Below are 23,926 nucleotides of genomic sequence, written 5' to 3' on the forward strand. Positions count from 1 at the left end.
GACGACGCGCCAACGGAATGCCGACGCGACCTAAAGCCGCGATTCTAGCAAACGTGCCCTTCACACTCCGTTGTGCGGCGCGGGACGCACGTGGTCGTCGTGTTATGACAGCCATGGGCGGAAAGCACCTGACGAAGACACGGCGACGCGCACGCTGCATATCACGATCCCAGCCGGGCGGAGGGCACCATGGTGCGTATCTACGAGGTTCCGTTTCACCCCCATGCCGGAAGAGCGTGGGAAGTGCGTCTGGCCGGCAGGGTGATCGAGCGTTGCGATTCGCGATACGACGCACTGCGGTGCGCGGTAAGCAGGGCCTCCAGCGACGGCGGCGATGCGCGCATCGATGTCGAAGGCGCCGATGGGGTATGGCGCCCCTTCGGTACGGATATAAAGCGGCCGGTGGCTATCCCTATGCCCGCCCGGCGTACTTCCGTTTCTGTCCCGCACTAGCGCACGTGAGGTGAGGCGGTGCTCCGCAGTTGGCTGTTGCCCCGTTATATGAGGAACACTTTGACCTTGTCGAGGTTCATGGCTTCCATGACCACGGGGTCGGCGGCGGAGTAGCAGAAGCCCTCGATGACGTGCGCGTTCTTCTGGGCGTAGGCGGCCAGGGTCGCCTTCGACTTGCGACTGATCTTGACGACCTCGATGCCGCGCGTGGTGAATTGTTGATGCCATGCAGCGATTCGCCTGTCCTCCGATAAGAATGTGGCGTTCTCGATGCCTCTGCGGCCGTTAGGCGTGTAGTTATGGCCCAAGGGGTTCCCATGGGCCCCAGTCTTAATGATGATGCGCTTGTTATCGCCACTGGTCTGTATGATCTGATCGATCAGTTCATTGACATCGCCTGCTCTTATTCTTGTGTCGGATGCATAGATGTATCCGCCTGCGCGGTTACGGCGGATGTGCCACTGAGGCTTTATGTGCTCGCCCGTGGCACTGACGCGATGGGGAGCGACCTTCCTGAGCGCCGCATGGTCCCTATACAACTTCACTACCCGACCTCCTGGATGCTCCCATCGCTCCTTGGCGCTGGCGGGACCTGCTGCACCGGGGTAGTACTTGTTTCCGAGGAAAGCCGGTGGCGAACGCATCGCGCCCCTATCCAGCGACCGACCGACGAAACGGCGCGAGGCTTGCCCACCGGAGCGGCCCGCTGCCGGCAGCACCGATAGCCCCCCCGTGACAGCCGCCCCCACCCCTGTGCCCAAGGCTATCCAGCCCAGGATGCCGGCCGTGCGATCCTCGCCCGCTTCCGCGGCGATGTTGGAGGCCAGGTCGACGGCGGTGGTGGTCACCTCAAGTACCGTGGCGGTCGCCATGACCATCATGCCCGGCGTGACCACTGCGCCTGCAAGGCTGCCGGCCGCGGCGGCGCCCACCACTCCCGCGAATGCCCCTCCGGTGGCCACGGTGGCGATCACGGCGCCCACGATACCGACCGCCACGCCGAGCCAGTCCAGCCAGGATTCGCCGGTCGGATCGACGCGGTTGATCGGGTCGCCACCACAGTAGGCATAGCGGTTCAGCCCGCCCGCCTCGAAAGGGCTGGCGTGGTCCGGGCTGAGAAACCGCCGCAAACGAGGCGAGTACAGACGATCGCCCAGCAGATAGCAGCCGGTGCCGTCTTCATGGTTCTCACCAGCAAAGCCGCCGCGAGCACCGTCCCCGGACGTGTTGCGTTCACCGTAGGCGCCGTACGTGCGCCAGTGGAGCCTATCTCCGGCCTCCATCACGACGGAGCCCTGCGGATCGGTGCCCAGCAGCCAGGTGGAGCGCACGGCGTGGCTGAGGACGGTTTCCGCGATCGCCACATCGCCAGCGCGTATGAAACGTCGCTCGTCGTCGTCGCTGAACTCGCCGTAGAGACGACCATCGTCGTAATATCGGTACGCTGTACCTCGGGCGCTATCCACAGACGTCGCACGGCCATCGGGGCCGTAACGGTAGCCGCGGCGTTCGCCGTCCTTCGGTGAGGCGAACGCGAGGCGTCCCGCCCCGTTCCATTCGAAGCTGCCGCCGACCCCGTCATCCACGAGACGACCGGCCTCGTCGTAGCGCATCACCGCGCGGCGCTGCCGACTGACGCCGTTATCAGTAAGCATCGTGACGACGGCGGTGACGCGGTCGCGATCGACGGGGTCGTGCTCGTAGCGGGTCGCTTCGCCGCTTCCGTCGACGAACGTGGTGTCGACCGCCAGCAGGTTGTCCAGGCAGTCGTAGGTGAAGCTCTGGTGTGTGAAGGGTCGCCCCGTGTCGTCGACGGGGAGATCGCCGGTGGCCGACGAGATCGCGTGGCAGGACAGACGTCCGCGCACGTCGTAATCCATCGATTCGCTCCGATAGATATCGTCTGTCCCGTCGTGCCACTGCTTGCCGATCAGCTTGCCGTCGTCGCGCCAGGCGAGCGCAAGCGAACGCCGGGTTGTCGTGCCTTGCCGTTCGTGGGTCCATGTCGTGCGCGCGATTCGGTCGCGATCGTCATAGGTCACGGTCTCGGTCAATGCACTGTCGGCGTCACGGCTGGTGCGGCTGTGAGGGCGGGATATCGCGTCATACGCAAAACTCATTTCGACGACGAGCGCATCCGCGGCGTCGTAATCGGTGGTGCGGGTGACACGGCCGACATCGTCGTAAACGAACACGCGACGCATGCCGTCGACACCGGTTTTGGCCTGTTCCAGGCCGCCGGGTGAAATTTCCACGCATGTACTGCGGCTGAGGGTGCCGCTCGTGACGATGTCCTGCTCGGTCATGCGGCCCAGATAATCGGTACGGAACATCATGGCGCCCGCGTCGGAACTAAGGCTGGCGGGCATGCCCGTGACGGGCGCGTAGGTGGCCTGCATGAGCACCTGCGGACGTGCGCCGCGCAGGGTTTCGGTCAGCAACGCTTCGCCCAGCCACGCGTCGTAGGTGCGATCGATGACGGCGCCGTCCGGCCGTTCCTCGCTGGCCGGGCTGATCTGCCTTGCGACATAGCCGAGTTTCCAGTTCAGGCTTCCCGCCGTTTCCTGGGTCAAACGGGTCAGGCCGTCGTAGCGACGCGTGCCCAGAACGATCGGGGCGGTTTCGCCAGGCGCGGTGACGGCGAGGCAGGCGATCAGTTCGCCGGTCTGGCCGGTGGCATAGGTCCTCGTGACCACGCTGCCATCGGGAAGCAGCGTCTCCGTCAGGCGGCCGAAGTGATCCCACCGCTGCCGCGTCACACGGCCCATGGTGTCGCAGGCTTCGATGCAGCGACCCAACCCGTCGTAGAGCCAGGTTTCGGTAGTGCACGCTACCGGGTTGCTGTCGGTATCCCAGCAACCGGTCTGCACGCGCCGTTGGCGACCGGCGGCGTCCTCATCAACCGACTGCCAACCGCCGATACGCACGCCGCCGGCTTCCTGCCAGGTGATGCGGTGGGTCATGACCTCGCCCGCCTCATCGTTCAGCGAAGTCAGGGCGCGCGTGTGGCTGCCATCGGGGGCCACCGTATCGGTGCACTGACCCCAATCGTCGTAAGTGTAGCGCGTCGTCAGCGCGAGCCGTCGGCCATCGGCCAGTCGGTCGAAAGCGATGTCTTCGACCACGTCGCCGAAGGCGTCGTACACCGTCTCGCCGACGATCTGCATTCCACCGTCGGGGAGCGGCTCTTCCTGTGCGATCAGTCGCCCCTGTTCATCCAGCCATTGCCGGTGCGCCAGCCCCGTGCTACCGATGCGGGTGACCGACCGCGACGCGCGGGTGAGCCGGTATGTCCAACGGTTGGTGGAACGCTGGCCGACACCGTCGCGGAAATCGACTTCCTCCGTGAGGCGGCCCAGGTTGTCGTAGGCGCGACGTATCTTGTTGCGGGCCATGTCAGTCGTTTCGAGAGCGAAGCCGCCTACCAGCGCGAGCACGTCCTCGGTGACGCACACGATGCCGTCGGGTGTGGTGTCGGTGGTTTGCAGTGTCACCGTACCCGGGGCGTCGGTGCGATAGGACAGCTCACGCGTGTGCTTCTTGTCGTCCACGGTATGCGTTTCCCGCGTCAGCGCGCCGTGATGCGCGCCCTGGTCGACGATGAAGGCCTGCTGGCTTTGCGTCAGTGGCTGCCCGGTGTCGCCCAGCGTGGTCCATTCGGCGATCGCCTGCACGTAGACAGCATCCGCGTCGGCCTTGGAGTGCTTGCGCTTGCGCTTGCGTTTGGGCAGGGCGGCACGTTTGGGCAGGGCGGCACGTTTGGGCAGGGCGGCATAGGTGTAGTGCGTGGTGAGGGTCGGGCCGCCCCCCGGTCCGGGTATCACCGTGGCGCTTTTGAGTCGGCGGACCAGTTTGAACGGATCGCCGGGACATCGACCGGCCTCACCTTCGAGCGGAAAGTACCTGAACCGCTCTTCGATGCCCGACGCCGTATCCAGTCGGCCAGTCAGGTTGCCATCGGCGTCATAGTCGCTGAGAACCACGGTGACCTGCTTCACGGCATCGTCGCGGGTGTCGTAAACAGCGGTGGTGACTGCATGGGGAAGCTGGAAGTCCGCCGGCTGGTCGTCGAAGGGCCGACCCCGGACGTTGCCGTACGTGATCGTCACCGCCTGTTTGACGGTGCCTCGATGCGTGGTTTCCGCCGTCATGAGATGAAAATGATCATATTCACGGCTGATGCTGCACAGGTCCTTATCGTCCTCATTGCGCTGGGTTTCCGTCGATCCGTAACGGAAATCGTCGCTACCGACATGACGCAGCAGCTGGTCCACCCTGCTTTGCCAGTCGGGTACGATGGGATAGCCGTAGAAGTTGGCATAACCGTGGTTGTCGTACGTATAGGACGATGCCTGCACGAAGCTCGTTCGTGGGGCCCGACGGATATCTGCGCGGGCGATCGGTGACGCGGCGAGCATGCGCGTTCGCACCACTACCGCCGGCATATAAGCCCGCGGCGCGCCTCGGGGCAGGATAAACGCATGCTCGTCGTATTTCACTTTCTCTTGGATACCGTCCGGCGAGTCGATCGAGGCGAGCAGGCAGAGGGGCGGCAACTCGAGCGTGTTGATGTATCCGAAGGCCCACAGGGGTTCTTCGTCCGTCAACTTGGGGCCCTCGTTGAGTCGGGCGATCGCAGGTATGCGCACCCGTTGCAATTGGGCGCCTTGTCGTTCGAAGACCACTTCGAGCGGCTCCGTCAGGCCAGTGGCCAAGTGCAGCCTTATCTCCCTCAGGTCCGGATAGTCGATGCCGAGCAGCACGGTACCCTCGTCATCGGTGATGCCTGCCAGCACGACGGTGCCGTGGGGACCGAGCTTCCAGGCGAGATGCAGCGCGTCACCACTGGGGCTGGAGATCCTGACCGTGCGCATGATCGACGGATCGTGCTGCATCTTTTCGAGGTACTCGACCACCCCTGTCGCGTGCTCGAGCGTGGCGTTCGCCATGCCGGCCCCCGGTGTGAGGCGAAAGCTTTCCAGCTTGCGATCGGGAAACCGCGCGGCGTATCCAGGAAACATCCAATCGATGCGATGGGTGTCGCCACTGTCGAGGGTGAGCATGTTGGAGTTGAGGTCCAGCTCGGTCATCCCGAGCAGCCAGCCCTCGCCGAAGCCGTGGTCGACATTGCTTAGCGGACTGTAGCGCAGGCGGAAGCCGAAGCCCGGGCCGCGAAGGCGGTTTCCCTTGCCGACCGGTAAGTCGATGCTTGCCGAATACATGCCGGTGCGCGGATCGACCGCCCCGCTGATGTTGCTGTAGAAGCCGAATGCACTGGAGTAGAAGTCGTCCTTGACGACTGCGGTACCGGCGCCCTTGCTTTTATCGTCCATGCGATGGACCCCCTCAGGTGACTTGTAGCTCGTCGCGTGTGCCGGGTACGAATTCGATCGAGCACGTTTGGTCCGAGCCATAGGCGTCGATCATGGTCACGATCATCGGGCCAAGGGGTGGATCGACATGGTCGCGGCGCGGTATGTCGATCCGGCCACACAGCATGATGACGCCCTTGCCCGGCTCGGCCGCTGCGAGCGTCGGCCTGGGCTGACCTCCGGTCGGTACAGCCTCGTTCCAATGGATGTGCGTGTCACCGGGCTCGGCATAGCCCGTGTAACACGGGTTCTGCGTCGATGGCAGGTTGTCGATCCAGTGGATCATGCCCGCCGGTGTGCACTGCATGTGTTTCAGGGCGATCACGCGGCCGTCCTGTATCGACAGCGTGACCGTATCGTTGAAAATGGCGGCCTTGTCGGTATGGCGAAGCTGTTCCAGCTGAAACTGCCCGCGCCCGTATTCCAACGGTGTATCGGGGCGGACGCTCTTATCCCTTCCCGTGTCGATAATCTCGTTAAATGCCGTTGTCCCATCCGGCGCGAATACATAGCCATCGGTGCGGTATCGCCAGCCATTGTCTCCCGTTACCACAAAGGCGAGGCTCAGGGGACCACCGACGGCACCCGCATCGGCGGTAACGAAAAGCTCCACGTAATCTCCGCCGGCCATCGGAGTCGTCTCGTCTGGCGACGCCTTGTCCTGTGTAAGCGTGGCGGGATGGAAGAGGTAACCACGCGGCTCGCGTTGGGCCGACCAGCCCTTGTAGGACTCTCCCGTGGCGTCATTGGCGAAGGGAATCTCCGCGTCGGGCGCCATGTAATCGATGAGGCGGATGCTGGCTCGCTCGGTCGCCGTCAGCTTCACGCGCTGAGCATTCTTCTGTGCTTCGATGTAGGCAATCACCTTGGACTGCTGCCTGCCGTTGGCATAGAGCATCGGATGCTGGATATCGAATGCTACCCTGGCGATAATCCATTCTGGCTCCAGCATCGGTTTTGTGGGCTTATTCCGGCTCATGTTTTGTCTTCCTTGGCATGGCGCGGGGCGCGGCCTGTTTTGGTGAGGATCAGCTCGTTGACCTTGCCGCCGAACGCGATCGATAGCTCGTGGTCGTTGCCGTGCACATCCATGATGTGCAGGGTGGTCTGTTTGATGGCGCTGAGGGGTTTGTTGTCCTTGTCCAGAAAGCGTGCAGCGATGTTGCCCATGAGCAGGCCCACTACCACGCGATCGACCGAGCGACCGACCAGGTTGCCGACGCACTTGTTGTACATCTCGCGCGGTTCGTAGAGGAGAGCAGCGCCAGGGTTCTCCAGCACTGCGCCCTCGGTACTCCCCTCAGGATGTGTCGTCCGGGTTGCCACCTCGACGTTGGCCAGGGGAGGCGGCGGGAAATTCTCGGGCTGGGCCGCACCCGGTTGCCCGTAGTAGCTGATGGCCCATTTGACCGTGTCGTTGGCTGCGCCGGACGCGTATATCGCAAATCCGGATGCCTGCGCCGACGCCCCTCTCACCGACCTGATGCGCAGCAGGTTGTTCTTGTAGAACACGTGCAGATAGTGCTCGCGTGCCCAGTAGAAATGTTCGTCGTTGCCCACGCGTGTCGGAGTCAGGTATCGCTCATTCGTGACGTCACCGTAGCTGCTGAGGGGAAGCGAAGGAAACGCGGTGGGGTGCACGATGACGGAGGAATTGAAGCGACCATCCTCGCCCTGGCCGTCAGGGTCGTGGGCGCCTGCACTGTTCGTCGAGATATACTGCGGGGAGCCGGCGCCCGAAGGCAGGCGAATGCGCGCCGCGAGCTGTCGATCCCTGGTGGACGTCGTGGCCACGTAAAGCGTCAGTGTGGTCTGGCCCGGCTCATTGGGGAACGGGTGCGGCTCGGCCGCGACAGCGATGGCCCCGTCGGGCGCTGCGGCCACCGCGACTATCGCTTCATCCCAGACGTAGCCGGCGCTGGTGGATGAAAAGCTCCAGGTCAGGTCCTTCGGCCGGTCTTCCAGGCGCGGCAGGGGCTCACCGGTGACATAGTCGATCAGTTCGATCGTCGCGATGTCCGCATCCGACAAGGCGACCGAATTGCCGTTGGCGTCGAGGGCGGACAGGACAATCCGCACCTCGCATTGCTGCCGTCCGTTGTTGAAGACGTGCAACGCGGGCTCGTTATCCGGGAATGCGTTCTTGTAGACTCTGAACAATGCGAGCTGGACCCACGGCTGGGCCTGTGTCTGTGAGGTGCCTGTTGACATAGCGACTTTCCTTGTCGATTTCGGGTTGATTCATTCGGCGCGCGTGGGCGGGGGCGGTATGTTGATCGTCATGCAGGAAACCTTACCGTCCAGCCCGTTTTCTTTGTGGTACGTCCTCGAGTAGACGACATCGCCTTCGCCGTAATCCGTGTCGTCCTTGCTGGATTCGAAGTTACCGGCCCACGTGTATTTGACTCGCTTGAGGAAGGTGAACTTCACCCAGTCGTCGCGCTTAAGGCAGTCCGGGTCGTCGTAGAGTTCGATCACGGTGCCCGGCGGGATCCAATGGAAATCGATTGATTTGGCCTCGTCATTCATGCAGCCGCCGTCTTTCGATTTAAATCGGAACATCTGGGAAAACGGCGCAGCGAGGGCAATGGTGCACACCACGTTCTGCGACGCGTTATTGCCTTCGAACAACCGCACCTGGGGCGGCTCGCTTTGTGGCTGCGCAACGGCGGCTTGTGTCGGCGCCGAAGCGCTGCCGGCGGCCTGGGTCTGCGCCGTAACGCGCGCGGGGCCGGCGATGAGGCAGAAGGCGAGCAGCCCCGCGTGGAGGGCGACATTCCGTGTCATAGGTGCTTCCTCGGCCGTCTTGGCCATCGTGGATGGGACGTCTGAGTGATATCGCATAACGGTGCCCGGGTCTATCGGTCGGAAGTTGTAGGGGCGATTCGACTTTCGTTCCGGGGGGGCGCTCGGTTATCCTGAGGAATGTCGGCCCCGTAGCTCAGCTGGATAGAGCGTCCCCCTCCTAAGGGGAAGGTCGCCCGTTCGAATCGGGCCGGGGTCACCATCCTGAGCAGGCGCACGCCGCCGGAGCAGCCCATGACGCGTACCTTCGACGCCATCATCGTGGGTGCCGGCCAGGCCGGCCCCGCCCTCGCCGGGCGGCTCACCGCCGCCGGCAAGCACGTGGCCATCATCGAGCGGCACCTGGTCGGTGGCACGTGCGTCAACACCGGCTGCAAGCCCACCAAGACGCTGGTCGCCAGTGCCTACGCCGCCCACCTTGCACGGCGGGGTGCCGAGTTCGGCGTCGGCGTCGGCCCCGTTACCATCGACATGCCGACGGTCGCGGCCCGCGCGCGGCAGGTGATTCTGGACGCGCGCAAGGGTAACGAAGACTGGCTCGCCGGTATGCCGGGCCTGTCACTGATCCGCGGTCACGCGCGCTTCGTCGGCCCCCGGCGGATCGAGGTCGACGGCGAGGTGCTGGAGGCGGCGCAGGTCTTCCTCAATGTGGGCGGACGGGCGCAGGTGCCGGACTTCCCGGGGCTGGACGGGGTGGACTACCTCACCAACAGCACGATCATCCCGCTGGAGTCGCCGCCGGTCCATCTGGTCGTGGTCGGCGGCAGTTACATCGGGCTGGAATTCGCCCAGATGTACCGCCGGTTCGGCTGTGAGGTAACCGTCGTCGAGAAAGGGCCGCGACTGGTGGCCCACGAGGACGAGGACGTCTCCGCGGCGATCCGCGCTTTCCTCGAAGCGGAAGGCATTGCCGTGCGCACGGACGCCTGTTGCATCACGGTGCGCACCGATCCCGCCGGGGTGCGCGTGGGCGTGGATTGCCGCGACGGGGCACCGCACGTCACGGGCAGCCATGTGTTGCTCGCGGTCGGCCGTCGGCCCAACACGGACGACCTGGGTCTGGCCGCAGCCGGCATCGCCACGGACGAGCGGGGATACATCGTCGTGGACGACCACCTGCGGACCACGGCCGACGGCGTCTGGGCGATGGGCGACTGCAACGGCAAGGGCGCCTTCACTCACACCGCCTGGAACGACTACGAGATCGTCGCCGCCAACCTGCTCGATGGCGCCGCGCGCAAGGTGAGCGACCGCATCCTCGGATACGCGCTCTACGTCGATCCGCCACTCGGCCGCGTCGGCATGACCGAGACCCAGGCACGCGCGTCCGGTCGCCCCTTGCTGGTATCCAAACGACCGATGAGCCGCGTGGGACGCGCAGTGGAGAAGGGCGAAACGCTGGGTTTCATGAAGCTGGTGGCAGATGCGCAAACGAAGCAGATCCTGGGCGCCGCCATCCTGGGTGTCGGCGGCGACGAGGCCATCCACGGGATACTCGACATGATGAACGCCCGCGCGGACATCGGCACGCTGCAATGGGCGGTGCCCATCCATCCCACGGTGTCGGAGCTTATTCCCACGCTTGTCGGCGACTTCCAGCCCGTCGCCTGACGATCTAAGAGAGGTAAACGCGCGTCACTCACAGGTCGAAAACTTTGACGCGGTCGATACCGAATGCCTTCATGAGTTTTGCATCTGCTGCGCCGAAGCATGTCGCGTACACGACGTGGGCATCGGTATTCCACAGATCCCTTATTTCCTGGCTACTCTTCCATCCGATATCGGTGATTTGTATATCTGCCTGGTTTCTCCCTGACCTGAGCGAATAGTTCGTGAGCCTATACGTGTCGTCACGGTATAACGCGCTGTCGGAGAGAACTCTTCTGCCAAAAAACCAGTTGAATCCCGCCTCGTTCCCGTGCACACCCGTGAGAATAATGACGTTTTTTCCGTCATTTCGCGGAATTTCCTTCAAGAGTTCGCTGACATCGGGTCCGCGGATGCTGGTGTGGGGAGCGTACACATAACCTCCGGCTCCGTTAGGGATCCTCGACCAAACTGGCTTGAGCTCGTCGATGAACTGTTTCTTTTTTTTATCGTAGTGAAGTCTGATCTCGTTGCCGGCTGCCTGCCTGGACACGGTATAGGATTTGACTTGTCTCCCTCCGGCGTACTTATACGTCCGCCTGCTGTAGCCCGCCCCTTGCTTGCTCAGGCCGGGTAACGGCGGTAGGGAACCGATCGCTCGTTTCTGTGCCACGACGGGCCCGTTTCCGATGAACCGGGAAGCCCTTGCCCCGGTGGCGGGTGCGGCGGACAGGGCCCCAGTGGCCAACCCTGTTCCCAGCGCCAGCCAGCCGAGGATACCGGCGGCACCCTCGTCGCCGACTTCTGCGGCCGCTGCCGAACCGATCTCCACGGCGACGGAGGTTATTTCGAGTACGACAGACGCTGCCATGGCCGCCATGGTTGGCGTAGAAACAGCGGCCGTGATGCTGCCTGCCGCAGCGGCTGCAACGACGCCCAGCAGGGCGCCGCCCGTCGCGACGATGGCGACGGCGGAGGCGATCACGCCCACGGCGACGCCGAGCCAGTCCCACCAGGCGCCGCCGCTGGGATCGACACGATTGATCGGGTCGCCGGCGCAGTAGGCATAGCGGTTCAGCCCACCCGCATCGAACGGACTGGCGCCGTCCGGACTGAGAAAGCGGCGTAACGTTGGTGAGTACAACCTGTTACCCAGAAGGTACCAGCCGGTGTCCTCCTCGCCGATTTCGCCGGCGAAGCCGGTACGTGCGCCGTCGTCGGTCGTGTCCCGACCGCCGTACGCCCCATACGTGCGCAAGGTCGTGTGCTCGCCTGCTTCGACGATCACGGAGCCCTGCGGGTCGTTTCCGAGCAGCCACGTGGTGCGGATGGCCTGGGAGAGGAGGCTCTCGGCAACGACGATTCCGGCGGCGCGGAAGTAGCGTCGCTGGTCGTCATCGGAAAACTCGCCATACAGTCGTCCGTCGTCGTAGTAACGGTAGTGGGTGCGACCACTGCGACGCAGTCGCGCGATGCGCCCGTCGGGGCCGTAGCCATACTCGATGACCTTACCATCCGGCAAGCTCATCGAGGTCAGGCGACCGGCAGCATCCCAGGCAAGTGCGCGTCCTTCTCCGTCATCGACCACGTTGCCGTTTCCGTCGTAGCGCAGCGCAAGTTTGACCCCGTAGCCGGGGTACCCAGGCGAGGTGCTGCTCACGCCGGTCAGTCGGTCGCGGTCGATGTCGTCGTACTCGTAGGTCGTGACGTTGACCTGCCCATCGCACAGTGTCGTCGTCACGCTCAGCAGATTGTCGAGACAGTCATAGACGAAGCACTGCTGGCGGTAGGCCTGTCCGGCATCGTCGATGGGAAACTCGTCCGTTGTGTCAGCAAGGATCTGGTGATCTATGAGCCGACCACGCTTGTCGTAGTCCATGGCCTCGTCGCGAAGCCATCGATCGTCGTCGCCATACCAACGCTTGCCGACCAGCTTGTTGTCTTCGCGCCATGCGAATACCAGCTTGCGTCGTCCGGCTGTACCGCCCGCTTCGTAGGTCCAGGTGGTGCTGGCCAGACGGCCGAGTTCGTCGTAGGACACCGCTTCGGCGACCGAACCGCTGACATCGCGTGCCGTCCGCGAGACGGAGCGGGACAGGGCGTCGTAAACGAATGCGATATCCAGCAGGACTTCGCCGTTGGGCGCACAATGCCTTGTGCCGATGAGCCTCCCTTGATCGTCGCAATCGAAGACCTGCCGCATACCGTCCGCACCGGTCTTGTTTAGCTCGATACCGCCCGGTGAAACCTCGACCTTCGTGGAGCGGGATGGCGCGCCGCCCACGGTCACCTGCTGCTCCGTTATGCGGCCCAGGTAGTCCGTGCGCATGGTCATCGCGGCACTGTCGGAACTGAAGGAAATCGGTGTGCCAAGCCTGGGATCGTAAGTCGCCTGCTTCAGCATGACCGGCGGGCTTCCCAACAGCACCTCGCTGAGAAGTGCTTCGTCAAGCCATGGATCGTAGGTTCGCTCGATCATCCCCCCGCCGGGATGCCGCTCGGTGGTCGCACGGATCTGCCTCGGCTTGTAAAACAGCTGCGTGACAAGGCTGCCGGCCGCTTCTTCGGTCATCCGGCCCAGGCCGTCATGCTGCCGGGTACCTATGACCGTGCCCGCTTCCTCGCCCGGCGGCGTGACCTCGATGCTCGCAACCGACTCGCCGCCGCCCGGTGCATAGCGGCGAACGATGGCTGTTGCGTCCGGAAGTGTGGTCCGGATCAGACGATCGAAGTGATCCCAGGTCTGCAGCGTGACGAGGTTCATCGCATCGATCGTCTCGACGCAGCGGCCGAGCCCGTCGTAGCGCCAGGCCGCCGTCGCCTTAGGAAGGCGGTTTCCCTCCGCATCCCATACGCCAGCCTCCGCAAATCGCTGCCTGCCAGCCGCATCGGTATCGGTGGACTGCCAGCCGCCCACACGCTGACCGGCCGCTTCCCGCCAGGTCGTGGTGCGGGTAAGTACCTCCCCTGAACGTTCGATCAGTGCGGTTTCGCTGCGGATATGGCTGCCGTCGGGCAAGGCGATGTCGTTGCATTGACCCCAGTCGTCATAGGTGAAGCGGGAGACCAGGGCGAGCGTTCTGTCGGGCGCCAGACGGTCGAAAGCGATGTCTTCGATCGTTTCGCCGAAGGCGTTGTAGACCACCTCCCGTACCGTCATCGCACCGCCATCGGGCAGGGGCTCTTCCTGCTCGATCAAGCGACCTTGCTCGTCCAGCCATGCGCGGTGCAGCAAGCCGGTAATGCCGGAACGACCTATCCACCGCTCTTTATTGGTCACGAAATATTTGGAGCGGCTGACGACGATTTCTTCGTCGCGACTACGAAAATGTGTTTGTTCTTCAGGACGAGCGAGCGAGTCGTAGGTAAACCGGACATTGTTGCCTAAGGCGTCCTGGGTCTGCCTGGTCAGGCCACCCACCAGCGTCAGCGTTTCCTCCTCGGCGGTGGTCAGGCCGTCGTGCGTAGTGTTCACGGTGCGGGTAGTCAGCGTACCGGGAGCCTCGGCGCGATAGTAAAAATCCCGGCACTCGGTCAGGCCGTCCTGCTTGCGGGTCTCCCAGGCGATGGCGCCATGCTGGTCGCCTTGATCGAGGACAAAGCCCTGCTGGCTTTCGCTTAGTCTATCCTCGGCATCGTCGAGCGTGGTCCATTCGCCGCAGGCCTGTACGTAGACCCCGTCCGCTTCTCCCTCGCGGTGGCGCAGTGGCACGTCGCAGTAACGGTAATAGGTGCTGAGCGTGGGGCCGCCGCCCGGACCCGGTTCGACGGTCTGTTGCTTGAGCCGGCGCGTGAGTCGGAATGGATCGGGCGGACACTTCCCTTGCTCGCCGTCGAGCGGGTAGTACGCCGAGCGCTCGGTGACGCCGGAGGCGCCGTCGAATCGGCTCAGAACGTTGCCGTAGTCGTCGTAGGTAGTCTGGGCGACGATGACCTGTCGGATGGTGTCATTACGGTCGTCGTAGAGGGTCGTGGCGATCGTGTGCGGCAGCTGGAAGCTGGTCGGCTGATCGCGAAACGGTCTGCCCCTCACTTCACCATAGGTGGTGGCGACCGTCTGGACCACGTGCCCGCGCCGGGTGGTCTCGGTGGTCAGCAGATGGAAATGGTTGTAGTCGCGCTCGATGGTGCACAGCACGCTATCGTCCTCATCACGCTGGGTCTCGGTCGAGCCGTAGACGAAGCCGTCGGCGTTGCCGTGCTGCATCAGCTGGTCGTTGCGGCTTTGCCAGTCGGGAACGAGCGGGAAACCATAGAAATTGTTGTAGCCGTGGTTGCCATAGGTGTAGGTGCTGGTCTGGACGAAGCGCGAGCGCACGGCGCGCGGACCGTGCTGGCGTGGCCGCACCGGTGCTGCGACGAGTGTGCGGCGGCGCTTCGTAACGGCTGGCATGTAGCGCCGCGGCGCGCCTGGCGGCAACTCGAGGGCACGCTCGGCGTAGTCGACCTCGTCCTGGATGCCATCCGGCGACACGATCGAGGTAAGCATGCGCAGGTACGGTGCGTCCAGGGTATTGCGGTGGCCGAACGCCCCGACGGGTTCGTCTTCCTCTGCCGTGGTCCCGGCGTTGAGCTCCATGGTCGCCGGGATGCGTATGCGCAAGAGATCATCGCCGAGGCGCTCGAAGTTCGTGTCCACGGGATCGGTGGATCCTGTTGAAATGCGCGGCGGTATCTCGTTTAGGGTGTTGCGGTAGCCGAACGCCCAGACGGGTTCGTCTTCCTCTGCCGTGGTCCCGGCGTTGAGCTCCATGATCGCCGGGATGCGTATGCGCACGAGATCATCGCCGAGGCGCTCGAAGTTCATGTCCACGGGATCGGTGGATCCTGTTGAAATGCGCAGCTGTATCTCGTCAAGGTTGGGATAGGCCAGGCGCAGCATCTCGACGCCCTCATCGTCGGTGACGCGGGTCAGCACCGCGCCACCGTGGGGCCCAAGTTCCCAGGTAAGGTGGATGGCGTTCCCCCCTGGGTTGACGATGCGCACGGGGCGCATGACATAAGAGTTCGCTGGCGTCGGTTCCAGGTACTCGATCACGCCGGTCGCGTGGGTGAGCACCGCGGTGAGGTTGCCGGCGCCCGGGACGAGCCGGAAGCTCTCCAGCTTCCGATCAGGGAAGGTCGCGGGGGTGTCGGTGAAAAACCACTCGATGCGGTGGCTGTCGCCGTCGCCCAGGGTGAGCATGTTGGTATCGCGATTCAGCTCGGTCAGGCCGAGGCGCCAGCCCACGCCGAAACCGTCGTCGTTGGGGTTCAACGCGCTGTAGCTTAGGCGGAATTCAAGGTGAGGGCCGCGCAGCCGGTTGCCTTTACCGGTGGGCAGGTCGATCGTCGCCGAATACATACCTGTGCGCGGGTCGACGGCGCCGCTGATATGACTGTAGAAGCCGAACGCGTTGGAGTAAAAATCGTCCTTCGCGAGGGGCGCGGGGGCACGCTGGGGTTGGTCCGTCACGGGTGGGATCCTTTGTGCTGTCCATGCGTAGTGCGACTGCGCCGCGCTTGTCGGCGATCAGCTGACTTTCCATGTCATGGCGTGCTTCCTTGGCCGCCATGGCCTACGTTGCTCACCATTCCGTGATAGTACGAAGCTCATCTCACGTCCAGTAGGCCGGAAGTCGTAGGAGCAGCGTCTTCGCCACAGGGCGCCCCTTCGCTCGTTCGCGTCTCTCAGGGAATATCCGCACCCGCGACCGGCGTGCGGAAATTTGCCGGTGTCAGGTCGGTGGTGAAACGAAACACACCCTCGGCCACGCGGCGGGACAACACCACGTCGAGGATCGTGGTCTCATGCGCGCCCAGCACCGCGAGCAGGTCGTCACGCGGCAGGGTGGAGGCGACCACATGGCCGATCAGCCCCGTGGGGTCCACAGGGTCGATCCGTACGCCGTAAGGCGCATGCGAGGGCTGCGCCTCACGCAGAACCTTGCCTGCATCGCGCGGATCCACGACGGGCCCATCGCCGGCCAGGAGCGCGTGGTTCAGGAACAGGGTGACCGTGGCCGGGCTGCGCGCGTTGGCCTGCCGGTCGGTGGAGAAGCCCGGTGGCAGGTCGTTGGGCGACGCGGTGGGTCCCGCTGTCAGCAGGAAGTGCGCCTGCGGCAGCGGCTCGCCGCGATCGTCCAGCAGCCGGAAGATCAGCAGGCTGTGCGGATCGTGGATGTGCGTGCGCGTGGTAAGCAGCTTGGTTTCCACCTCGACCTTGTCACGGTCGCGCCGCGCGTTTTCCGCGGCGAACGCATCGCACAGCGCCGTATAGGCGGCCGGGGATTCCACGGCGAAGCAGCGCATGATCGTCTCGACGGTGAGCGGTGACGGCGTCTCGGCGGCCATGATGCCGTGGTCGCTGCCGGAGTGGGACAGGCCGGCCAGCAGCTTGAACGCCGTACGCGGCGCTTTCGTGGTCGTCATCGATAACGCGGCGCTGGCACGATCCTGCGTCAGCACCACATGCCGTGCGTTGAGGTTGGCCGCCGCCAGGCGGATCACGCCGTCGGAGCCGTCCTCGCCGGTGTACGAGTTGACGTAGTCGTAGAGCTTGCGATCGGGGCGATCGCCGATCAGGTCGAAGAGATAGGTGCCGTGCGTGGCGTAGTCCGGACCATGGATGACATTCAACGCCTGCGCCAGCGACTCGGGGCTACCGTGCTCCAGCCAGTCGAGGATGCGCTGTCCCGGCTCGACACCATTGAACCAGGCCTTCAATCGACCGACCACGCCCTTGCCCAGGGCAGCCAGGGCGGAGCCGAAGTGCGCGGAGGCGAGCATCACCAGATGGCGCAGCCGGATCGGCGCGTAGAGGGCGGGGCGATCGCGCTGCGCGTTCAACCAGGCGACGGCCACCGTGCCGCCGGTGGAGTGGGTGATGCAGTCGAACGTGCCATCGGCCAGCTGCAACCCGCGCAGGGCGTGATCGAATGCGCGCACGATATCGTCCATGGTGACGCGGTCGTCGAAGGTGACGTACTCCGACAGCCGGATGTCCACGATCCGCAATGGCGCGCCCGCTTGCGCCGCGCGGTCGGCCAGTGCCTTCGGCAGGCTGCCGTAAGTGGATGTATCGGTAACGCTCCAGCCGTGTACGAAAACCAGGGTAGCCATGCCTGTTTCCTCGTCAGACGTCGCGGATGACCATCAGTCGTGTCTCGCTCATGTCATCGATGGCGTAGCGCACGCCCTCCCTGCCGATCCCGGAGGACTTGGCGCCGCCGTACGGCATGTTGTCCACGCGGAAGCTGGGTACGTCGTTGACGATGACGCCGCCTTGCTCGAGTTCGTCCCACGCCCGCATCGCATGGCGCAGGTCGTTGGTGAAGATGCCCGCCTGCAGGCCGAAGTCCGAGTCGTTCACCGTGGCCAGCGCCTCGTCGAAGGAGAGGAAGCGCTGGATCGACGCGACCGGGCCGAACGCCTCCATGCGTTGCAGCTTCGCGTCGTGCGGCACGTTCTCCAGCAGCGTCGCTTCCAGCATGGCGCCCTTGCGGCCGCCGCCGCACAGCACCCGTGCGCCGCCTTGCCTGGCTTCCTTCACCCAGCCTTCCAGGCGCGCCGCGGCGGCCTCGTCGATCATCGGCCCGAGGAAGGTGGTTTTCTTCTTCGGATCGCCGGCCTTGAGCGTGCGCACCCGGGCCACCAGCTTGCGGCGCAGTGCGTCGTACACGTCGTCGTGGACGAGGATGCGCTGCACGCTGATGCAACTTTGCCCCGATTGGTAAAACGCGCCGAACACAAGACGCTCGACCACCGCGTCCAGATGGATGGCCTGATCGCCGTCCACGATGCATGCGGCGTTGCCGCCCAGTTCCAACGTCACCTTCTTCTGGCCGGCACGGGCTTTCAGGTCCCAGCCGATCAGGCCACCGGTGAAGGACAACAGCTTGAACCGCGGGTCGGTGACCAGTGGGTCGGCATGCTTGCCGTCCAGTGGCAGCACCGAGAACGCGCCTTTAGGCAGATCGGTCTCGGCCAGGATCTGCCCGATGATCAGGGCGCCCAGCGGGGTGCGCTCAGACGGCTTCAATACGAATGGGCAGCCGGCGGCGATGGCCGGCGCGACCTTGTGCGCGACCAGGTTCAGCGGAAAATTGAACGGCGTGATGAACGACACGGCGCCCAGCGGCACGCGCCGCGTGTAGCCGTGGTACCCGGCAGCGCGTGCGGAGATCTCCAGGTTGATCGTCTCGCCGTTGATCCGCACGGCTTCCTCCGCGGCGATCTTGAACGTCTCGATCAGCCGGGTGACTTCGCCGGCCGCGTCGTTGATCGGCTTGCCCGCTTCCACGCACAGGGCATAGGCCAGTTCGTCGCGGCGCTCGCCGAAGCGGCGCACGCAATGCTCCAGCACGGCCTGGCGCTGGTAGGGCTTGAACTGTTTCATCGGGCGGGTGGCCGCGTGCGCCGCCGCGATGGCCTGTTCCAGCGCAGCGGCGTCGGGCAGGGCGACGCGTGTCGCGACCTTGCCGGTGTATTTGTCCAGAACATCCAGCTTCTTGCCGGTCTTACGGGCCTTGTTGGCCACGTAATAGGGGTAGCTCTTCTCGAGCATGGCGCGGGCCTCGTCGTGAGCGATCCGCCATGATGCCGTCGGCGGTGTTCAGTGGCTGTATAGACCCGGGCGGGTTCAGTCGTCGCGGCGTACGTGCAGTTCGCCGTCGCCCAGCATCACGCGCAGCCGCTCACCCACGGCGACATCGCCGGCGCGACGCACGATACCGTCGCGTTCGTCGAACACGATGGCGTAGCCGCGTTCCAGCGTGGCCAGCGGGCTGACCGCATGCAGGGTGCGCGCCTGTTCCGTGAGGCGGGCACGCTGGCGTTCCAGGCGTCGCGCCATGGACGCGGCCAGTCGCTGGCGCAGGTCGGAGAGACGCCGTTGCGACGGCGCCAGCCGCAGGCGTGGGTGCTGCGCGGCAAGCCGCGCCTGCAGACGTTCCAGCCGTGCGCGGCGCAAGGCGCCGGCTTGACCGGCCGTCATCACGAGGCGTCGGTGCAGCGCTTCCAGGCGCTGGCCGTCGCGCGCCAGTCGGGCCTGCGGGCGCTGCGCGTTCAGCCGCGCCTGCCAGTGGTCCGCCCGTTGCGCAGCGGCCTGCAGGCGACGCGTGGTCAGGGTGGTCATGCGCTGGCGCAGGCGATCGAGGCGGTGTTGCAGGTCGACGCCGTCCGGCACCAGCAGTTCCGCCGCGGCCGAGGGGGTGGCCGCGCGCAGGTCGGCCACGAAGTCGGCGATGGTGAAGTCCACCTCGTGGCCCACGGCCGAGACCACCGGCACCGCGCTGGCATGGATGGCACGGGCCACGTCCTCGTCGTTGAACGCCCAGAGGTCTTCGAGCGAGCCACCGCCACGGGTGACCAGCAGCACGTCGTAGCGGCCGCAGGCGGAGGCCTTGCGCAGCATGGCCGCGATCGCGGGCGGGGCCTCGCGGCCCTGCACGGGCACGGGCAGCACGTCCACTTCGGCGAGCGGAAAGCGCCGGCCCAGCACACTGAGCACGTCGCGGACCGCCGCGCCCGAGGGCGAGGTGATGACGCCGATGCGGCGCGCGAACGCCGGCAGGGCGCGCTTGCGCTCCGCATTGAACAGGCCTTCGGCGCCCAGTCGTGCCTTGAGTTGCTCGAACTCGCGCTGCAGGGCACCTTCACCCGCGGGCTCCATGTGGTCGGCGACCAGCTGGAACTCGCCGCGTGCCTCGTACAGCCCGACCTTGGCCCGCATCAGCACATGCATGCCGTCCGCGGGACGGAAGCGCAGGCGCGAGGCGGCGGTGCGGAACATGGCGCAGCGCACCTGGGCGCTGGCGTCCTTCAACGTGAAATAGACATGGCCGGAAGCGGGGCGGGCGACGTTGGACAGCTCGCCCTCGATCCACACGCCCATGGGCAGGGCGTCTTCCAGCAGGTCGCGCACCAGCCGGTTCAGGCCGGAGGGCGTGAATATCTCGGGGGGCGCGCGGTCGTCGAAGGCGGACATGGACCGTGAAGCGTAAAGCGTCAACCGTGAACCGTAAAGCGCTAGCGCGCACCGAATGCCTTATCGCCTAACGGTTTACGCCTGACGCTTAACGCATTACATGCGGAATACGCCGAAGCGGCCCTGCTCGATCGGCGCATTGAGCGAGGCCGAGATGGCCAGCCCGAGCACGCGACGCGTATCCGCCGGATCGATGATGCCGTCGTCCCACAGGCGCGCGCTGGCGTAGTAAGGATGCCCCTGACGTTCGTACTGGTCGCGTACGGGGGCCTTGAAGGCTTCCTCCTCCTCGGCGCTCCACTGGCCGCCGCCGGCCTCGATGCCGTCGCGGCGCACGGTGGCCAGCACCGAGGCGGCCTGCTCGCCGCCCATGACGCTGATCCGCGCGTTGGGCCACATCCACAGGAAGCGCGCGCCATACGCTCGCCCGCACATCGCGTAGTTGCCGGCACCGAAGCTGCCGCCGATCACCACGGTGAACTTGGGCACGTGCGAACACGCCACCGCCGTCACCATCTTCGCGCCGTCCTTGGCAATGCCGGCATTCTCGTATTTACGCCCGACCATGAAGCCGGTGATGTTCTGCAGGAACACCAGTGGCACGTTGCGCTGGTTGCACAGTTCGATGAAATGCGCACCCTTCTGCGCGGATTCACCGAACAGGATGCCGTTGTTGGCCACGATGCCCACGGGGTAGCCATGGATATGTGCGAAGCCGGTGACCAGCGTCTTGCCGTAGCGCGCCTTGAACTCGTGGAACTCCGAGTCGTCTACCACCCGCGCGATCACCTCGTGGATGTCGAACGGGCGGCGCGTGTCCTCGGGGATTACGCCATACAGTTCCTCGGCGGCGAAGCGTGGCTCGCGCGGCGCACGCACGGCCAGCGGCTGCTGCTTCACGCGGTTGAGCGTGCCGACGATGTCACGGGCGATCGCCAGCGCATGCGCATCGTTCTCGGCGAAATGATCGGCCACGCCCGATACCGACGTGTGCACGTCGGCACCGCCCAGCGCCTCGGCATCCACCACCTCGCCGGTGGCGGCCTTCACCAGCGGTGGGCCACCGAGGAAGATCGTGCCCTGCTCGCGCACGATGATCGTCTCGTCGCTCATGGCCGGCACGTAGGCACCGCCGGCGGTGCACGAACCCATCACCACCGCGATCTGGGGAATGCCCTGGGCACTCATGCGCGCCTGGTTGTAGAAGATGCGGCCGAAGTGTTCGCGATCGGGGAACACCTCGTCCTGCAGCGGCAGGAACGCGCCGCCGGAGTCCACCAGGTAGACGCAGGGCAGGCGGTTCTCCATCGCCACTTCCTGCGCGCGCAGGTGCTTCTTCACCGTCATCGGGAAATACGTGCCGCCCTTGACCGTCGCATCGTTGGCCAGCACCACCACCTCCTGGCCCATCACCCGGCCGATGCCGGCGATGACACCGGCGGCCGGCGCGGCGTCGTCGTACATGCCATGGGCAGCCAGGGGGGCGATCTCGAGGAAGGGCGAACCGGGATCGAGCAAGGCAGCGATGCGCTCGCGGGGCAGCAGCTTGCCGCGGGCCACGTGCTTGTCGCGGGCCTTGGCTCCGCCTCCCTCGGCGGTACGTGCCAACGTGGCACGCAGGTCGTCGGTCAGTGCGCGCAGGCGCTGGCTGGCGGCCTGGAACTCGGCCGAGCGGGTATCGAGCTGCGAATCGAGGATGGGCATGGTGGGCGTTCGCGCTATGACGAAACGACCATGATAGCGGTCGCGCGAGGTGGGCAAACGCTGCAATGCGCCAAAAAAAACGGCCACCCGAAGGTGGCCGTTTCGACAGCGAAGCAAACCTTGCGGCTTACTTCTTGGTGCTGTCGTCCTTGGCGCTATCCGCGTTGGAAGCAGCGTCCTTCGCCTGGTCAGCCGACTTGTCGGCCTGATCAGCAGCGTTGGCAGCGGCGTCCTTGGCAGCTTCCGGGGTGCCACCAGCCGTCGAGGCCGAAGCGGCCTGCGAAGCCTGGTTGGCAGCAGCCTTGGCCTGGTCGGCGGACTGCTGAGCCTGGTCGGCAGCCTGCGTCGTGGCGGCATTGGCCGACTGGTCGGCGGCCTGCTGTGCCTTGTCAGCCTGCTGCTGGGCGTCGGAAGCCGACTTCTGGGCGTCCTGCGCGGAATCCTGCGCGCCGTTGCTGCAAGCTGCCAGAAGCGCGACGAGCGCAGAGGCGAGAAGGGTACGCGTCAAATTCATTATGTTTCTCCTTAGCCGTGGAATGCCGTGAGGCGGGCGTATTAAAGCCTAGTTATCGTAACTTAGCTATAAACCTCATCGTGCCGCTTCAGTGGGCATTAAAGCCCATGTATTTGGCGTGATTGCGGTTCAATGCCTGGAAATAATGCGTCGACCCCGGTTTTACACCACTTCGATGGCGATTGCCGTTGCCTCGCCGCCACCGATGCATAGCGCGGCGACGCCCCTTTTTGCGCCACGGGCCGTCAACGCATTGAGAAGGGTGACCACGATCCGGGCACCGCTGGCGCCGATCGGATGGCCCAGCGCACAGGCGCCGCCGTTGACGTTGACCTTCTCGTGGGGCACGTCCAGCTCGCGCATGACGGCCATCGGCACGACGGCAAACGCCTCGTTGATCTCGAACAGGTCCACGTCACCGACCGACCAGCCGGCCTTTTCCAGCACCTTGGAAATGGCGCCGACCGGGGCCGTGGTGAACCACTCCGGCGCCTGCGAATGGGTGGCGTGGGCCACGATGCGGGCCAGCGCGGTGACGCCGCGGGCCTTCGCATCATCGGCCGAAAGCAGCACCAGTGCCGCCGCGCCGTCGGAAATGCTGGACGAACTGGCCGCCGTGATCGTGCCGTTTTCCTTGCGGAACGCGGCGCGCAGGGTGGGAATCTTTGCCGTATCGGAGCGTCCCGGCTGCTCGTCCTCGACGAAATCCTGCGCGCCCTTACGGCCCTGCACGGTCACCGGAACGATCTCGCCGGCGAAGGCGGAAGACGCCTGGGCGGCCTTGGCGCGCTCGACGGAGGCAATGGCGAAGGCGTCCTGTTCCTCGCGGGTGAAGTGGTATTTGTCGGCGCACTGCTCGCCGAACACACCCATCGACTGGCCGTCGTACGGGTTGGTCAGGCCGTCCCATGCCATGTGGTCGACCAGCTGGCCGTCGCCGTAGCGGATGCCCGTACGCGCGTTGACCATGTGCGGCGCGTTGGTCATCGACTCCATGCCGCCGGCCACCACGATGGCGGCGGACCCGGCCTTGATCAGGTCGTGGGCCAGCATCATGGCCTTCATGCCGGAACCGCACACCTTGTTGATCGTGGTGCAGCCCGCCGAGGTGGGTAGCCCGGCCTGCAGCGACGCCTGGCGTGCGGGCGCCTGGCCGAGGTTGGCGGGCAGCACGCAGCCCATGATCACCTCGCTGACGTCGTCCGGCGCGACGCCCGCCTGTTCCAGTGCCGCCTTGATGGCGACGGCGCCGAGCGTGGGCGTGGGTACGCCGGTGAACTGACCGAGGAAGGAACCGATGGCGGTGCGCTTGGCGCCCGCGATGACGATCTCAGACATGGAGACTCCGTGGGACATCGTTATGGCCGCCCCTTACGGGACGGAAACCCGTCGAGTATCGCAGTGGCGGCGCGCGGGGGGCAATCTGCGCTGCGACATGCGTCGAGCTTCTGCACGGTCGGTGAGGTTTTTCGCAATGTGTTGTGGCACCATCCGCCCTGATACGCCCGTCGGGGACGGGCGTGA

The 23,926-nt window shown here is 65.1% G+C and carries 12 protein-coding genes and 1 tRNA gene; 2 read left to right on the forward strand and 11 right to left on the reverse strand.

Annotated elements, in window-relative coordinates; genetic code table 11:
* Window positions 1-497: 497 nt before the first annotated feature.
* From ACVKN3_RS12335 to ACVKN3_RS12350, 4 genes are read right to left on the reverse strand one after another with little or no spacing between them, the layout of a single operon-like run.
* Entirely contained in the window at window positions 498-5,786 is a 5,289-nt protein-coding gene (locus ACVKN3_RS12335) for an RHS repeat-associated core domain-containing protein (protein WP_354515372.1), read from the reverse strand.
* A gap of 13 nt (window positions 5,787-5,799) precedes the next feature.
* A complete protein-coding gene (locus ACVKN3_RS12340) occupies window positions 5,800-6,804 on the reverse strand; it encodes a hypothetical protein (protein ID WP_354515370.1) in 1,005 nt (334 codons plus the stop codon).
* The gene (locus ACVKN3_RS12345) at window positions 6,801-8,036 is read right to left on the reverse strand and encodes a hypothetical protein (protein ID WP_354515368.1); all 1,236 of its coding nucleotides are present in this window, start codon (window positions 8,034-8,036) and stop codon (window positions 6,801-6,803) included. Before ACVKN3_RS12345 ends, ACVKN3_RS12340 begins: the two co-directional genes overlap by 4 nt.
* Window positions 8,037-8,066: 30 nt before the next feature.
* Window positions 8,067-8,612, reverse strand: a complete 546-nt coding sequence (locus ACVKN3_RS12350) for a hypothetical protein (protein ID WP_285405018.1) — start codon at window positions 8,610-8,612, stop codon at window positions 8,067-8,069.
* A gap of 143 nt (window positions 8,613-8,755) precedes the next feature.
* On the opposite strand from ACVKN3_RS12350, the gene ACVKN3_RS12355 reads away from it, so the two are divergent.
* Window positions 8,756-8,832 (forward strand) — tRNA-Arg (locus ACVKN3_RS12355).
* Between the two features lie 32 nt (window positions 8,833-8,864).
* Complete coding sequence (locus tag ACVKN3_RS12360; RefSeq protein ID WP_354515366.1) at window positions 8,865-10,241, forward strand: FAD-containing oxidoreductase; 1,377 nt, start codon at window positions 8,865-8,867, stop codon at window positions 10,239-10,241.
* A 28-nt stretch (window positions 10,242-10,269) separates the two neighbouring features.
* On the opposite strand, the gene ACVKN3_RS12365 is transcribed toward ACVKN3_RS12360, so the two are convergent.
* From ACVKN3_RS12365 to ACVKN3_RS12395, 7 genes are all read right to left on the reverse strand, one after another.
* Window positions 10,270-15,672 carry an RHS repeat-associated core domain-containing protein gene (locus ACVKN3_RS12365; RefSeq protein WP_354515364.1) on the reverse strand — a complete coding sequence of 1,801 codons (5,403 nt, stop codon included), beginning with the start codon at window positions 15,670-15,672 and terminating at the stop codon, window positions 10,270-10,272.
* Between the two features lie 215 nt (window positions 15,673-15,887).
* Window positions 15,888-17,318, reverse strand: coding sequence for an esterase/lipase family protein (locus ACVKN3_RS12370; RefSeq protein ID WP_354515362.1), 1,431 nt, complete (start codon window positions 17,316-17,318; stop codon window positions 15,888-15,890).
* Window positions 17,319-17,331: 13 nt separating this feature from the next.
* Window positions 17,332-18,762, reverse strand: a complete 1,431-nt coding sequence (locus ACVKN3_RS12375; protein WP_285405022.1) for an aldehyde dehydrogenase family protein — start codon at window positions 18,760-18,762, stop codon at window positions 17,332-17,334.
* Window positions 18,763-18,837: 75 nt separating this feature from the next.
* A complete protein-coding gene (gene xseA, locus ACVKN3_RS12380; RefSeq protein WP_354515360.1) occupies window positions 18,838-20,184 on the reverse strand; it encodes an exodeoxyribonuclease VII large subunit in 1,347 nt (448 codons plus the stop codon).
* A 96-nt stretch (window positions 20,185-20,280) separates the two neighbouring features.
* Window positions 20,281-21,888: a carboxyl transferase domain-containing protein gene (locus tag ACVKN3_RS12385; RefSeq protein WP_285405024.1), complete on the reverse strand. Its 1,608-nt coding sequence runs from the start codon at window positions 21,886-21,888 to the stop codon at window positions 20,281-20,283.
* 127 nt (window positions 21,889-22,015) lie between these two features.
* Entirely contained in the window at window positions 22,016-22,402 is a 387-nt protein-coding gene (locus ACVKN3_RS12390) for a hypothetical protein (protein ID WP_036143086.1), read from the reverse strand.
* A 162-nt stretch (window positions 22,403-22,564) separates the two neighbouring features.
* Window positions 22,565-23,740: a thiolase family protein gene (locus ACVKN3_RS12395; RefSeq protein WP_285405025.1), complete on the reverse strand. Its 1,176-nt coding sequence runs from the start codon at window positions 23,738-23,740 to the stop codon at window positions 22,565-22,567.
* Window positions 23,741-23,926 lie beyond the last annotated feature (186 nt).

It is taken from the genome of Luteibacter sp. PvP120 (assembly GCF_054055715.1).

Bases quoted from the DNA above. Each gene is read 5' to 3' on its own strand.
- ACVKN3_RS12335 (WP_354515372.1), bottom strand. From the start codon at position 5,786: ATGGACGATAAAAGCAAGGGCGCCGGTACCGCAGTCGTCAAGGACGAC.
- ACVKN3_RS12340 (WP_354515370.1), bottom strand. From the start codon at position 6,804: ATGAGCCGGAATAAGCCCACAAAACCGATGCTGGAGCCAGAATGGATT.
- ACVKN3_RS12345 (WP_354515368.1), bottom strand. From the start codon at position 8,036: ATGTCAACAGGCACCTCACAGACACAGGCCCAGCCGTGGGTCCAGCTC.
- ACVKN3_RS12350 (WP_285405018.1), bottom strand. From the start codon at position 8,612: ATGACACGGAATGTCGCCCTCCACGCGGGGCTGCTCGCCTTCTGCCTC.
- ACVKN3_RS12360 (WP_354515366.1), top strand. From the start codon at position 8,865: ATGACGCGTACCTTCGACGCCATCATCGTGGGTGCCGGCCAGGCCGGC.
- ACVKN3_RS12370 (WP_354515362.1), bottom strand. From the start codon at position 17,318: ATGGCTACCCTGGTTTTCGTACACGGCTGGAGCGTTACCGATACATCC.
- ACVKN3_RS12375 (WP_285405022.1), bottom strand. From the start codon at position 18,762: ATGCTCGAGAAGAGCTACCCCTATTACGTGGCCAACAAGGCCCGTAAG.
- xseA (WP_354515360.1), bottom strand. From the start codon at position 20,184: ATGTCCGCCTTCGACGACCGCGCGCCCCCCGAGATATTCACGCCCTCC.
- ACVKN3_RS12385 (WP_285405024.1), bottom strand. From the start codon at position 21,888: ATGCCCATCCTCGATTCGCAGCTCGATACCCGCTCGGCCGAGTTCCAG.
- ACVKN3_RS12390 (WP_036143086.1), bottom strand. From the start codon at position 22,402: ATGAATTTGACGCGTACCCTTCTCGCCTCTGCGCTCGTCGCGCTTCTG.
- ACVKN3_RS12395 (WP_285405025.1), bottom strand. From the start codon at position 23,740: ATGTCTGAGATCGTCATCGCGGGCGCCAAGCGCACCGCCATCGGTTCC.